This window comes from Olivibacter sp. XZL3 (genome assembly GCF_004368405.1).
GTDB lineage: Bacteria > Bacteroidota > Bacteroidia > Sphingobacteriales > Sphingobacteriaceae > Olivibacter.
Genome location: NZ_SBJH01000008.1, coordinates 201,970 through 215,832 on the forward strand (window position 1 = coordinate 201,970; position 13,863 = coordinate 215,832).

A 13,863-nucleotide genomic window follows, 5' to 3' on the forward strand; every position below is an offset into this window, starting at 1 on the left:
AACATATATAGCTAGATGTTGACATGCAAAATATGGCAATAACACCATAATACATATTAAAATTGAGTAAGAATTGGGATATTTTTTTACGAATTTAAGATAGGTAGATGTAGATTGTGTTGTAGCGTAGTCTAAATGAATTGAACAAGACCTTGTTGTGTTGAAATACATACAAAACAATCTGCTTTTTTTGTTTTTTCAAAACACTTTATCCTTTAGGTGGCTTTTTTTGTTTTAGTTCATATTTTTGTTACATTTGAAGATATCACCTACCGTAATTTATATCAAGATGTTCAAAAGATATAGGAATACCTCTGTATATGACGCCACCCTTAATCGACTCGAATTTATATTCGGAAACTTCAGTAAGGTATACGTTTCTTTTAGTGGAGGTAAGGACAGCGGTCTTATGCTTAACCTTGCCATTGAAACCGCCCGTCGACACAACAGGCTGCCATTGGATGTACTAATTGTCGATTTGGAAGCCCAGTACCGCCACACCATTGATTATATCATGCGGATGGTTTCTCGGGATGAAGTAAGGGCTTACTGGGTATGTCTTCCCATCCGCCTGCGCAATGCGGTGAGCCAATATCAGTCGCACTGGATTTGCTGGGATGAAGACAAGCGGAATGCCTGGGTACGCGATTATCCCAATCATCCGTCGGTCATCACCGATCCAAATTATTTCCCTTTTTTTCGTAAGGGTATGGAATTCGAAGATTTTGTCCTAGCGTTCGGTAATTGGTTTTCACAGGGTGAAGAGGTGGCTTGCCTTGTGGGGATAAGAACTGACGAAAGCATTAACCGATACCGGACACTCGCCAATTTTACGAAGGGCCGTTACCTCCGCAGGCAATGGAGCACAGAGGTGGCCCCGAGACTTTATAACTTTTATCCTATATACGATTGGACAACAAAAGACATCTGGACAGCCAATGGGAAATTCCGGTTCGACTATAACCGAATTTATGACCTGATGTATCTTGCCGGCGTCCCGCTTTCCCAGATGCGGCTGTGTCAACCCTACGGAGATGATCAGCGGAAAGGGCTGTATCTGTACAAAATATTAGAGCCCGAAACCTGGGCAGCTATCGTCAATCGTGTGGAGGGCGCTAATTTCGGCAACCGTTATTCAGAGAACAATCGGAGCGCCTTTGCAAACTTTCGGATGAGCCTGCCTGAAGGGCATACATACAAGAGCTATGCTTTCTTCCTGCTGGAGACCATGCCTCCGCACTTAAAGAATCATTATAACACCAAAATACACAAGTTTTTGGAATACTGGCGCAAGCACGGTTACGAGGACGATATCCCGCAGGCTGCTGATCTGAATCTCGAAGCCAAGCGCAAAGCTCCCTCGTGGAGAAGGATCTGTAAAGTGCTGCTGAAAAACGACTATTGGTGCAGAGGACTTTCTTTCTCCCAAACCAAAGGTGAAATGGAGCGGCAACTGAACCTGTTTTTAAGAACAACAAATTTCGGACAATATGATTAAACAACTACTACGACAACACCAAAACGCTTCCTTTGAAGAAAAAGTACGGATTTTTAATAGTATAAGCGAGCAACTCTACGAATTTATCGGACTAGAGCATCCGGTACTCAATGTCCAGCTCGTACCGATAGACCGTGTGCAGGGCAATGACTACAATCCTAACAGGGTGGCCCCTCCGGAGATGAAGCTACTGGAACTCTCCATACGGAAAGACGGGCTTACGGCTCCCATTGTGGTTTCTTCAGAACAAGAGAACAAGTGGGTTGTAGTGGATGGCTTTCACCGAACGAGGGTCTGCAAGAATGTTCCTGATGTACGCAGTAGCCTCAGGGGATATATACCTGTATCGCGTCTAGACAAGATACTTGAAAGCCGAATAGCGTCGACCGTGCGCCATAATATCGCTAGGGGAACACATCAAGTGGAGCTGTTTGCTAAACTAGTGGCTTTCCTAAAAAGGAACGATTGGTCCAACCAGCGTATCGGCGAAGAACTGGGTATGGATGCCGATGAAGTGCTGCGTCTTCGTCAGATCACCGGACTGGCAGAAGCCTTTCAGGACATGGAGTTTTCTAAGTCGTGGGAAATCGTGCGAAGGAAAACGACAGGAGGGCACGCAGCTAAATAAGTTAATTTGAGGTAGAAGAGCGATGACACGTCTCAGTGTGACGCCGGCTGCAGCAGATCTATGCAGTCATAAAAGGTGATTCCGATACTTTCTCTTTTAGTTGGTATCAAAAAAGAGGGTACCTCGTGTTACTTCGAGGCACCCTTGGCATTGAATTGTTTTGGTTTTTATACACATGAAACATATACAGACGGAACAATTCCTGGAAACCGCCTGTAGACTGTTATAGTTCTGTTGGCATTAAGCTTTACTCGGCGTTCATCTGAGCAATCGAAAGTCCTATCCTTTTTTTGTTCTGCATAATTTGGACATCTCCTGCGCCTTGCAATTCTAACAAGAGGAAAGTAGCTCCGCTACCGTTTTCGTCATTAAGCAAGGTGATTTCAGCTTCACCAAAACTAGAGTTCGCCGGAATGGTTACTCTTCCGGTTGTTGTATAGTGCACACCCTCTACCGCTGCAACATGACCGGCAGGTAGGTCCTCCCCGGTAACAGCAGAGAACGAAAATTCTGTATCTGTTGAGCGATGCGCAGCAACCAGGTTAACTCGTAGCGTAATAGTTCCTGAGGCACTGGTAATCAACGGATCTTGATTATTCACTTGTTGTCCACCGAGCGGTAGGCGAGTAATTATCGGATATGTTCTTCCACCTGCATTTGCATTGTGAACAGCCGCATCCCATTCAACGTATGCGCCTTCAACAGTCACTACATCTTCCTTGATACACGATGTACACACAGAGACCATTAGCAAAAGCAGGAATGCTTTCAGTTTATTCAATATTTGTGTCATTTTAGAATTTCTTTGTTGTTTTCAAAATAAAGCACTAATAACCGTCATTCTGAGGAATCAGTCCATTGCTGCCATCAACATCCCCGACCGGGATTTCGGGTAATAACAGGACGTTGTCGAAATTAAATGTAGTTCCCGTAGCCGGCTTGTTGATGTTCATCCCTCTCCGTTTTAAATCGAGGAATCTATGTCCGCCTTCAAATGCAAACTCGAGCCTTCGTTGAAGCAAAATCTCTTCAATCAGGGCTTGTCCAGACAAGCCCGACACATCACTAAGCCCACGATTTGTTCGTATCGTATTAACATCCGCTATGGCCAGCGTCGTGTTTTGCTGTGGCCCTGCTTCGGCATAGGCCTCTGCACGGTTCAGGTAAGCTTCGGCAATACGCAGTACCGAAACATTGTCCCAGTTAACATCGCCATTCTTGCCGATAAATTTAGTACACTCGATATACGGGTTTCCACGATGTGAAGCCCCTACTTCAAACAACAGGTTACGTACATCACTGCTCCTGCTGGTAATTACCGCATCGGTAGAGCCATTATTTTCAAAGGTAATACCTAAGCTGTTCAGTAGGTCGCCGGTGGGCACTAAATCGCCAAAGCCACCTCGCTCATCTTTTAAGCCTTCGGCTGTCCTGCCAGCGTATACATCTGTACTGTCCCGGCGCTCATCAGGCATCCTCGCAGTTAACGTAGTGAACAATGTTTGCAACGCTACATTGACCCCCAGTCCCTCATTTGCCAAGTTATAGGTAACTTCAAAAAGTGATTCGGGATTTGTGGCGGACGTGAACCCATCCATATAGTTGCTTTCATTAAGTAACGTCTGTCCACGTGAGCCAATTACGGCGTCGGCCATTTCGATAACCTTTGGGAAATCCTTATTATACAAAGCAACTCGTGAAAATAACAGCTGCGCCGCTTGCCTGTTAGCAAATGCAACGGAACTAATATTAGGCAGCAAAGTAATGGCGTCCTCCAGATCATGGTAAATGGCTGTATAAACCTCTGTCTGGTGTACGCGAGGTGTTTCGGCGTTCAATGCGCTTTCAGCGGTATTGATTGGCTCCAATAAAATCGGGACCCCACCTTTGTTAGCAGCCTCTATAATTGCTCCCGGAATATATGCATACGCTTTCACTAGGTCGAAATGGTACAAGGCCCTAAGGAACTTCAACTCGCCTTCCCATGTGGTTCTGTCCTCTTCCGTGATACTAGGGTCAGTAATGCCCGGGATGGCTGCCAACACAATGTTAATCCTGTTCAGTGCAACATAAGCTGTTGTCCAATGGTTGTAGTGCGCACCGCGTATGTTGCGGTATTCGTTATTATACCGACCAGATTTGTTTGTTGCCTGCCCATCATCTGCAAGCGCAGTCCCAAGGCCAATAAACCTGTTCCCGTAAAAGGCCTCCCCCTTCAGTGTTGAATAGATGTTGGTGATAGAAGCGGTTATACCCGCACGGGTAGTCAGCGCTACGCCTGAATCAATCTGATCCTGGGGATTAATTTCCAGCGTCTTGGTGCATGATGAGAGTATCACCAAAATCATCAGTATCCGTGATTTTAATAATATTTTATGTGTATTCATCTTCATTTTTTTTATAGTCCTAACTGCAAACCAAACGTAAAATTTTTAGACTGCGGTATGATGCCCGTCGCCGTCTCGCGGTATTCTGGATCGTATCCCCTGAATTCCGTATAAGTAAATGGATTATTGGCCTGTGCGTATATCCGCAGCCGGTTCAGTTTCGCTCTCTTTAATAATTCAGGCGAGAAGCTATATCCCAGTTGAATGGTTCTTACCCGGATCATATCGGTATTGAGATACAGGGCTGATCCGACCAATCGGCCCACTCCATTGGGTTCGGTACCGCCGTTATAAGCGCGGGCTACATGAGTAACCTGGCCGGGGGTTGTCCATCTTTCTTCATAAAGTTCCCTCAGGGTGTTGAACTGTCTATTGCCTATCTCACTTAGAAACTGTGCCTGGCCATCCGAAGCGATGCCGCCGTATTGATATGCTATCAGGATATTCAAATCAAACCCTTTGTAAGAAAAGTCATTGGTAAATCCACCCATGTACGGCGGTATGGTTTCACCGATAAAGCGCCGGTCGGCCGCAACAGGGACATACGACAGGTTATCGTTCTCATCCCAGATCAGGGGCCGTCCGGTAGCCGGACTTACGCGCCGGCATATTGATAAGTAAAAATAGCGTTTCGTGAATGACCGACCCTTAAACTAACATTGGTCGGCAACTGTTCATGTCCGCCATACAGCTCGGTGATCTTGTTCCGTATATACGTGAAGTTAAAGTTCGACGTCCATTTAAACCCACCGTCTGTATCCACATTGACGGTGTTGATCTCAAACTCAATACCGCGGTTGTCGATTCCACCGATATTCGTCGTGATCTCGGTGAAACCCGATGTGCTCAAGAGCGGCTGGGCAAGCAACAGATCTCGACTTTGTCTCAAGAACACGACGAGCGTACCGTGTATCCGATTTCGGAAAAATCCGTAGTCCACTGCAATATCGGTCGTTGCATTCTTCTCCCACCGGAGGGCTGGGTTCGCCAAACCTGCGGGTGCGATACCAGGTTGGCCCATATAAACGCCTGACTGTGAATACAGCGAACGGGCATCGAAATTACCAATACGGTCATTACCCGTCTGGCCGTAGCCCACACGTAATTTTAGATCTTCGATCCATGTTGCATTATGTAGAAAGCTTTCGTCGGCAATGTTCCACGCGACCCCCACGCCGGGAAACCATCCCCACAGGTTGTCAGTCCCAAAACGGGATGATCCGTTGTAGCTTAAACTGGCGTTCAGCATATACCGGCCTTTATAACCATAGGAGGCGCGGGCGAAGTACCGAGCGATTTTGTTTCCACCCCAACTTTCGCTAACACTGTAAGGCTCGGCGGCAGCTCCTATATTACGAAACAAATAAGATGGGAAACCTCTTCCACTAAGGGAATACACACGAGCTTGGTCGTAGCGGTAATCAAATCCGGCAACGGCATCAATTTTATGATTTTCGTCAATGATTGTTCCATAGGTCAACGTCTGCGTGGTCTGGAAGTTCGAACGGTTAAGGCTCAGCGCTTGTGCCAAACCGTTATGAGTCAAACCATCAGGAGTGCGCGGGTCGAGGTATGACTTGCCGACTATACTGTAATATTCCAATGAAAATTGGGAACGAAAAGCAAGGTTCTTGGTTATTTTATAGTTCGCTCCCAAAGCCCCTAGCAGTTGGTTTGTCCGCTGGTCGCCGGAATTGTATTCGTTAACGCCTATAATATTTTGGTTCAGAATGCCGGGAACGGTCTGACCGGAACCCGGCATACCGAAAAAGCTTCCGTCTTCATTGTAAATAGGAACGGCCGGTATCATTAAAGGACCGGAAAATGCCGGATTTCCCAGATACGAGCCGTCGATGGCAAAGGGTGTCAATTGCCCCAGTGAAGAAAGGTTCAGACTGGTGTTAAAGGAAAGCTTTTCATTATAGTCATGGTCTAGATTAACCTTGAAACCCATTCGCGTAAAATCGGCTTTGGTAACAATGGCCTCTTGCTTATTATACGAGCCGGAAAGGTAAAACCGTGTTTTATCTCCACCACCGCTTGCCGATAGTTCATAGTTTCTAACCAGCCCTGTCCTGAAGGCCTCATTCTGCCAGTCGTACGTCGGCAGTGCTGCTATCTCAGCGTCGGTTAGGTCATTCGGTTGACGTATTTCATTTAGAACTGCGTTCCTTATTGCAGACTCTGATGCTCTTGGATTGGCATTGGCCAGCGCCTCATGACGTAGCTGATAGTATTCCTGTGTGTTCAGCACGTCGTATTTTTTTATCGCCTCCGACGCGCCTACATAAGTATTAAAGTCTATGTTCGTTTTCCCCGCTTTACCCCTTTTCGTTGTGATCAGCACCACCCCGTTTGCTGCCTGTGCACCGTAAATGGAAGCGGTGGCCGCATCTTTAATAATTTCGATCGACTCAATGTCGTTGGGATTGAGGCCAGCAAGCGTATTGGATTGGGTGTACCCTGAATAAGTGCTTGCATTCATCTGTACTCCATCCACAATGTATAAAGGTTCAGAACCGGCAGTAAATGAGCCGCTTCCCCGTATCAGCATGCTGATTGCTCCTCCGGGGATGCCGTTGTTCGCGGTTACGTTAACACCCGAAACCCTTCCTTGGACCGCCTGTTGAAAGTTCACAATACCTTGGTTTTCGAATTGGTCTCCCCGTATCTGTGAAATCGATCCAGTGACTTCCTTTTTGGACTGCGCCATGTAACCGGTGTTCACAACCACCTCATCCAATTCGGATAAGGTCGGGTCTAGTACCGCATCCAATACACTGGATGACCCTAGCGTCAGCTCACGCGTCTGGAAGCCGACAATGCGGAATTGGATAAGCTTGGAGCCGGAAGGTACCGTTAGCGAATAGTGTCCGTTCTGATTGGTCTGGGTACCGACGTTGGTCCCGGAAATCACTACTGATACGCCAGACAGTGGGCTTCCATCCTCCGCAGAAGTCACTGTGCCGCTGATCTTTCTGTCCTGTGCATGCACTGCTCCTATGAACAGGATACTTGACATCAAGAAACATAGTAATCTTTGTTTCATACATTTTTGAGTTTGGTTAAACAATTAATTAAAATCCGGAAACCGGAAGTCTTAACGAGGCCTGGGCCAGTATATACTGACAACTATATGTCGTGCGTACTATGTCTATGTTGATCGTTTGCTTTGTGTACAGCTTTTTCAAAGTATAAGTAGCTGTAACAAACATGGTACAAATGTGAATTATTGGGAGCTTTAGTCTATTTTATATTGTTGTAATTCAAACGCTTGTTTTCGATCAGTAAATGCGCTCATTTATACAGGCGTTAACAGCGGAAATCTTCGGGAAATTGGCTTAACAGCCTAGCGGTTGATTTAGGCTAAAAATCGATTAGGTCGTCTTTCGGTAAGCAGGCTTAGCCTGATAAAATAAAAAAGATTTCGTTTCATTGGTTTTGTCGTGCATTAAGGAATGCCATATTGAAGCGACAATAGAGCAACGCGAACCTTCGTTTTTCTACATATGCAAAAGTACAATGCTAAAATAGATCGTATACTTTTTATCCCGGTGATGGTTATCATGGGCGGCAGTACGCTATTCGTCATTTTCAAAGCGGCAACGGACACCGACCGTATAGCGGCATTTGTTCAATGGGGCATCGCCCTGTTATTGCTTGCGGTGACGGCTTTCAGTATTCATCTTTTCTTAACGACGTACTATGTCATCGACGGGAACGTACTCATCATCCGTTCGGGCCTGTTATACCGAACAAAAGTGGAGATCGACTCCATCAGAAAGGTTCAGGAAACCAATAATCCGATCAGCGCTCCGGCTACCTCACTCGATAGACTGGAAATCTTCTATAACCGGTTAGATAGTATCATCGTTTCGCCGAAAGACAAACAAGGATTTATAGAGGAGCTCCTAAAACAAAATCCATCTGTCGAAATGCTTTATAAAAAGAGTGGAAGATAGAAAATGGGATGAGGAAAGATCGCTATTTTTACACTTGACTTCGACTGATTTCGCGACAAAGTCGGTTGTCTTTACTGTAAATCCGTATGGATTTATATCAAACCCAATTGACTTCGTAACAAATCCGGTTACCTTTACACTAAATCCATATGGACTTATGCCAAATCCGATTGAATTTGTAATTGCCCCATATGGACTCACGGCAAATCCGATTGAATTAGAGATGAGCTTGATTGACTTTGTAATGAACCCGTATGGGCTTATGCCAAACCCAAGTGACTTTATAACAAACCCGGCTAACTTTACAGTAAATCCGCATGAGTTCATGTTAAATCCAATCGACTTTACTGTAAATCCGTATAGGTTTATGTCAAACCCAAGTGACTTTTTAACAAATCCGGCTAACTTTACAGTAAATCCGCATGAGTTCATGTTAAAACCAATCGACTTTACTTTAAATCCGTATGGGTTTATGTCAAACCCAAGTCACTTCGTAACAAACCCGATTAACATGGTGACAACTTCGTTCGACTTCGTCACAAAGGCAAGGGTATCTGTTTTGAATCCGGTGGTATTTACTGCCGTTTTTGCATCATTTTTTGATCCGGAATCCACGTCAGCTCATGGACAGCAATGAAACGGATGTTTTGGATCATGTCATTTCGCTTGCATTCATAACGCGTCATCGAAGTTTAACATAAAGCGGACCGTTACTCATATCGGCTATTAACCAGATATCAAACGTTATCGGATTTAGACCCGATAATATCCCGATAGAATTCCAGCAAATGCCAGTAGTCGGGGCAATTTTGATAATTTCCTTTGTAAACACTGATTGCCGTATAGCAAGCCTCTAAAAATTTCTTTGTATTGATAATCTTGGCCCAAGGCTTCCATTCTATTTCAAACGGCGGTGGATTGCTATCAAAATACGCTTTAAGTTCCTGCGGAGTCATAAGGGATGAGCAAATAAAGTAGGCCAAAATTAATAAAAAAAACGACCTTCTTCTCTTCGAATTAGCAGAAAGGATGTAAATAGATTGTCTTTACAAACAAATTGCGTTTGGCATCTCCCCTAGCCGTAGGCCAATTTTATAAGGGGAAGGCTGTGAAGGCCGGCCTACATGGCGGTGCTGACTTTGCTTTTATTAGATGAAATATAGGAAGAATTCTTTATTTTCGCCCCTATATGGAAACAGTTGTCAGTGGAATCCGGAGCACCGGAAAATTACACTTAGGAAATTACTATGGAGCAATTAAGAACTTTGTCAAGATGCAGAATGAGTATAACTGCTACTTCTTTATTGCCGACTTACATTCATTAACAACCCATCCTACCCCGGAGAATCTGCATGAAAATGTAAAACATGTTGTGGTTGAATATTTAGCGGCGGGTATCGATCCAGAGAAGGCGACCATTTACGTTCAATCGGATGTGACGGAAGTTATCGAACTATATCTCTATCTAAATATGAATGCCTATTTGGGCGAATTGGAACGAGCCACCTCTTTTAAAGATAAGGTGCGGGCCAATCCAGATAATGTGAATGCCGGACTGCTGACTTACCCCGTATTGATGGCTGCGGATATCCTCTTGCACAAGGCTACCAAGGTGCCGGTTGGGAAAGATCAAGAGCAGCATCTTGAAATGACACGCACTTTTGGAAATCGCTTTAACCGGATGTATAAACATGATTATTTTCCGGAGGCTCACGCGTTCACCTATGGTGATAATTTAGTTAAAATACCCGGTTTGGACGGCAAAGGAAAAATGGGTAAGTCGGAAGGTGATGCCAATTGTATTTACCTTTCTGATAAGCCAGAGGCTATTCGTAAAAAGGTAATGCGTGCGGTGACGGATAGCGGCCCTACGCAAGAGAACCAGTTGAAGCCGGTAGAGATACAGAATTTGTTTGATTTAATGAAGGTGGTATCTTCTGCAGATACACTTGCCCATTTCGACGAACTTTATAATAAATGCCAAATCCGTTACGGCGACTTCAAAAAGCAATTAGCTGAAGATATGGTAATAGCAACCGAACCGGTGCGCTCGCGGATTGAAGAGATCGCAGCGGATAAACAGTACATCCAGAAGGTGGTAAAGATGGGCGCTGAAAAAGCGAGAGAAAGTGCAAGGAAGACGATCACCGATGTGAGGGAAATAATAGGATTTAAAAAGTTTTAAGGGTATACACAAGTAGTAAGACGCCATCGGGACGCATTACGGATCACGGATCACGGATTACTGATCACTCGTTACCGATCACTAACCACTCGTTACTCTAATAGTCTTAACACTTATAACTTAATACTAAATACATGCATATAGCTATTGTAGGAAATATAGGCGCAGGCAAGACAACCCTAACTGGCTTATTAGCCAAACATTTGGGTTGGGAGCCACAATTTGAAGAAGTTGAGGATAACCCTTATCTCGAAGATTTTTACGGCGATATGAAGCGCTGGTCTTTCAACCTCCAAATATTTTTTCTTAATAGTCGTTTTCGCCATATAGTTGAATTGCAAAAAAGAAACGTCAATATTATACAAGACCGTACAATCTACGAAGACGCCTATATTTTTGCCGAAAACCTACATGATATGGGTTTAATGACGACACGCGATTTCCAGAACTACAGTAATATATTTGAGAGCATCGTTTCCTTTATAAAAGCGCCGGATTTATTGATCTATTTAAAGGCTTCGGTACCTACTTTAGTGGATAATATACAGCTGAGGGGTCGTGATTACGAGGCCGGCATCCGCCTTGATTATCTTTCGAAACTGAATGATAAATACCAGAAATGGATAAGCGGCTACCAAGAGGGCAAGTTGCTCATTCTAGACAAAGATAAACTGGATTTTGCAAACAATCCGGAAGACCTGGGTTTCGTTATACAAGAGATTGAAAAGAATTTGAACGGATTGTTCTAAAAGAGCTTTAATGAGGGCATGAGGCTATAGGTCTAAGCATTAGGTTACAGAGGCTAATGACCCGCAAACTGATATAAAACAGCCGTATGCCGACAAACAACCAACAACGAACAACAAATAACAATCAAGCATGAACATTATTGGTATTATTCCAGCCCGTTATGCTTCCACACGTTTTCCCGGCAAACCGTTGGTCGACATCAACGGCAAAAGTATGATTCAAAGGGTGTACGAGCAAGCGCTGAAGGCTGCCTTACTCAATTATGTCGTTGTGGCTACAGATGATGACCGGATTGCCAATCATGTGAAGGAATTCGGCGGCAATGTGGTATTAACTGCAAGCAACCATCAAAGTGGTACCGACCGTTGCGCTGAGGTCGTATCAAAAGAAAGCGCTTTCGATATTGCGATCAATATACAAGGCGATGAGCCCTATATAGATCCTTCTCAAATCGATTTGTTGGCAAGCTGTTTTCAGGAAGCGGATACGCAGATCGCAACACTGATAAAGGAAATCAAGGACAACGAAGAGCTTTTCAATAATAATACCCCCAAGGTGTTATTAAACACCTATCGGGAAGCCATTTATTTTAGCAGGGCAACATTGCCTTTTTTAAGAGGCATTCCTTCGGAAAAGTGGCTGGAACACCATAAATTCTATAAGCACATAGGTATTTATGGTTATCGCAGTGAAATATTGAAGGCGTTAACCGGACTTCCCGTTTCGCCTTTAGAAAAAGCCGAATCGCTGGAGCAACTTCGTTGGATCGAAAATGGTTATCGCATAAAAACGGCCGAAACGGTTGTTGAGACTTTGGCTATTGATGAACCGAAAGATTTACAAAAAGTAAATCACCTGAAGCAAAATTTTAAATCGAATGGATAAGCACTATTTGATCTGGCCTTTACTATTATTGCTTTTTATAAGCCCTACGTTAAAAGCGCAAAAGATTCGTGTTGATGGTAAACTTCAGAAAGAGCTGGCGCTGCTGACGAAAGACTTTGAGGGGACAGTGGGCATCTATGTATATCATCTCGGAAAACGGAAAGAGGCCTCCATAAATGCCGACACACTTTTTCCTACGGCGAGCATCGTGAAGGTACCAATATTGGTTGGGCTATTTGACAAGATTGAAAAGAAAGAGCTATTTTATCATCAGCCTTTGACATATCGCGATTCTTTGAAGTATGGCGGTTCCGGACTGATGCAGTTCTTCAAAGATAGTACACAAACTGACCTGAGTGTTTTGGCAGCCCTCATGATCAGTTATAGCGATAACACGACCTCATTGTGGAATCAAGCCCTGGCAGGCGGCGGATCAGCTATCAACAAGGTAATGGAGCGTTATGGTTTGCAATTCACCCGAGTGAATTCGCGTACTGCCGGTAGAGAAAACGATTGGAAAAAATATGGATGGGGCCAAACTACGCCGAGAGAAATGGCACAGCTGCTTGTAAAAATCAGGCAGGGAGAAGCGGTGAATCGGGCTGCGTCTGAACGTATGTACCGACTCATGACCAATATTTATTATGACGAATACGCTTTATCTCAAATTCCGCCTTATGTACAATGCGCCTCCAAGCAGGGCATGGTTAATGATTCACGATCAGAATTGGTAATGGTAAATGCGCCGCACGGTGATTACGTCTTTTACGTAGCTACAAAAAACCTAAAAGACCAAGGATGGGAGGAAGATAACAGTGCCTGGCAATTAGCGCGAAAAATATCCGCGCATCTGTGGCGCTACTTTGAACCTAAATCTCATTGGGAGCCAGCGCCTGGAGATGAGCAACTGCTAAAGGGCCTGAAATACTAGTTTACCGTACGAGTGCGCTATCGCGGATTCCAAATTACCTCTTGTATACCGGTGTCTTTTGCAAGTTTTCTGGCCAATATAAAAAGATAATCACTAAGACGGTTGAGATAGATAACAATGTTTCCGGCTACTTCTGAAGAAGCAGCTAGCTGCACCACCGCCCGTTCTGCCCTTCGACAGACACAGCGCGCTATGTGCGCATGAGAGACAATGGTGTTCCCTCCGGGTAAGATGAAATTTTTCAAGGGCTTCAGCGCGTGGTCCATTCGGTCAATAGCGCGCTCGAGCATCTTAACGTCATCGGTGGCAATCGTATAGAGCTTCATTTTTGACTTTTCCGGATCTGCCGCCAATAAGGCCCCGATCGCAAAAAGCATGTTTTGGATTTCTAAGAGTTCACCCTTCAGCTCTTTACTTATTTCATAGCTTCCAATTAAACCAATGTATGAATTTAATTCATCTATGGTACCATAACATTCTACCCTTAAGTGATATTTTGGTACTCTGCTACCGCCAATTAAGGAGGTAAGGCCAGTATCTCCAGTTTTCGTATAAATTTTCACCGTTACGTTGGTTAAGTTAGTATTTAACGACGATATATTAGTCGCTGAACCTTGCTATTCAGAGATGTAACAAA

At 44.4% G+C, this 13,863-nt stretch carries 14 protein-coding genes; 8 read left to right on the plus strand and 6 right to left on the minus strand.

Going from position 1 to position 13,863, the window contains the following annotated elements; genetic code table 11:
• Positions 1–289 precede the first annotated feature (289 nt).
• Positions 290–1,498 carry a phosphoadenosine phosphosulfate reductase gene (locus EPX21_RS03310; protein WP_134088260.1) on the plus strand — a complete coding sequence of 403 codons (1,209 nt, stop codon included), beginning with the start codon at positions 290–292 and terminating at the stop codon, positions 1,496–1,498.
• On the plus strand, positions 1,491–2,126 hold the full coding sequence (locus EPX21_RS03315; protein WP_134088261.1) for a ParB/RepB/Spo0J family partition protein: 636 nt from the start codon (positions 1,491–1,493) through the stop codon (positions 2,124–2,126). Before EPX21_RS03310 ends, EPX21_RS03315 begins: the two co-directional genes overlap by 8 nt.
• Before the next feature lie 247 nt (positions 2,127–2,373).
• On the opposite strand, the gene EPX21_RS03320 is transcribed toward EPX21_RS03315, so the two are convergent.
• The 4 genes from EPX21_RS03320 to EPX21_RS03335 form a co-directional block, all read right to left on the minus strand.
• Positions 2,374–2,865, minus strand: a complete 492-nt coding sequence (locus EPX21_RS03320) for a hypothetical protein (protein ID WP_134088262.1) — start codon at positions 2,863–2,865, stop codon at positions 2,374–2,376.
• 88 nt (positions 2,866–2,953) lie between these two features.
• Entirely contained in the window at positions 2,954–4,513 is a 1,560-nt protein-coding gene (locus EPX21_RS03325) for a RagB/SusD family nutrient uptake outer membrane protein (RefSeq protein ID WP_166670669.1), read from the minus strand.
• Between the two features lie 11 nt (positions 4,514–4,524).
• Entirely contained in the window at positions 4,525–5,004 is a 480-nt protein-coding gene (locus tag EPX21_RS03330) for a hypothetical protein (RefSeq protein WP_134088264.1), read from the minus strand.
• A 104-nt stretch (positions 5,005–5,108) separates the two neighbouring features.
• The gene (locus tag EPX21_RS03335) at positions 5,109–7,562 is read right to left on the minus strand and encodes a SusC/RagA family TonB-linked outer membrane protein (protein WP_134088265.1); all 2,454 of its coding nucleotides are present in this window, start codon (positions 7,560–7,562) and stop codon (positions 5,109–5,111) included.
• A 460-nt stretch (positions 7,563–8,022) separates the two neighbouring features.
• Here EPX21_RS03335 and EPX21_RS03340 point away from each other — a divergent pair, with 460 nt between their 5' ends.
• Positions 8,023–8,475, plus strand: a complete 453-nt coding sequence (locus EPX21_RS03340) for a PH domain-containing protein (protein ID WP_134088266.1) — start codon at positions 8,023–8,025, stop codon at positions 8,473–8,475.
• Positions 8,465–9,112 carry a hypothetical protein gene (locus tag EPX21_RS03345; protein ID WP_134088267.1) on the plus strand — a complete coding sequence of 216 codons (648 nt, stop codon included), beginning with the start codon at positions 8,465–8,467 and terminating at the stop codon, positions 9,110–9,112. Before EPX21_RS03340 ends, EPX21_RS03345 begins: the two co-directional genes overlap by 11 nt.
• Positions 9,113–9,212: 100 nt before the next feature.
• On the opposite strand, the gene EPX21_RS03350 is transcribed toward EPX21_RS03345, so the two are convergent.
• A complete protein-coding gene (locus EPX21_RS03350; protein WP_134088268.1) occupies positions 9,213–9,431 on the minus strand; it encodes a hypothetical protein in 219 nt (72 codons plus the stop codon).
• A gap of 233 nt (positions 9,432–9,664) precedes the next feature.
• On the opposite strand from EPX21_RS03350, the gene trpS reads away from it, so the two are divergent.
• The 4 genes from trpS to EPX21_RS03370 all read left to right on the plus strand — a co-directional run bounded on the left by trpS (position 9,665) and on the right by EPX21_RS03370 (position 13,226).
• A complete protein-coding gene (trpS, locus tag EPX21_RS03355) occupies positions 9,665–10,660 on the plus strand; it encodes a tryptophan--tRNA ligase (RefSeq protein ID WP_134088269.1) in 996 nt (331 codons plus the stop codon).
• Positions 10,661–10,794: 134 nt separating this feature from the next.
• Positions 10,795–11,409: a deoxynucleoside kinase gene (locus EPX21_RS03360; RefSeq protein ID WP_134088270.1), complete on the plus strand. Its 615-nt coding sequence runs from the start codon at positions 10,795–10,797 to the stop codon at positions 11,407–11,409.
• Between the two features lie 130 nt (positions 11,410–11,539).
• The gene (gene kdsB, locus EPX21_RS03365; protein WP_134088271.1) at positions 11,540–12,295 is read left to right on the plus strand and encodes a 3-deoxy-manno-octulosonate cytidylyltransferase; all 756 of its coding nucleotides are present in this window, start codon (positions 11,540–11,542) and stop codon (positions 12,293–12,295) included.
• Complete coding sequence (locus EPX21_RS03370; RefSeq protein WP_134088272.1) at positions 12,288–13,226, plus strand: serine hydrolase; 939 nt, start codon at positions 12,288–12,290, stop codon at positions 13,224–13,226. The genes kdsB and EPX21_RS03370 overlap by 8 nt, the downstream gene beginning before the upstream one ends.
• A gap of 17 nt (positions 13,227–13,243) precedes the next feature.
• Here EPX21_RS03370 and EPX21_RS03375 read toward each other — a convergent pair whose 3' ends face one another.
• Entirely contained in the window at positions 13,244–13,789 is a 546-nt protein-coding gene (locus tag EPX21_RS03375) for a cob(I)yrinic acid a,c-diamide adenosyltransferase (protein WP_134088273.1), read from the minus strand.
• Positions 13,790–13,863 lie beyond the last annotated feature (74 nt).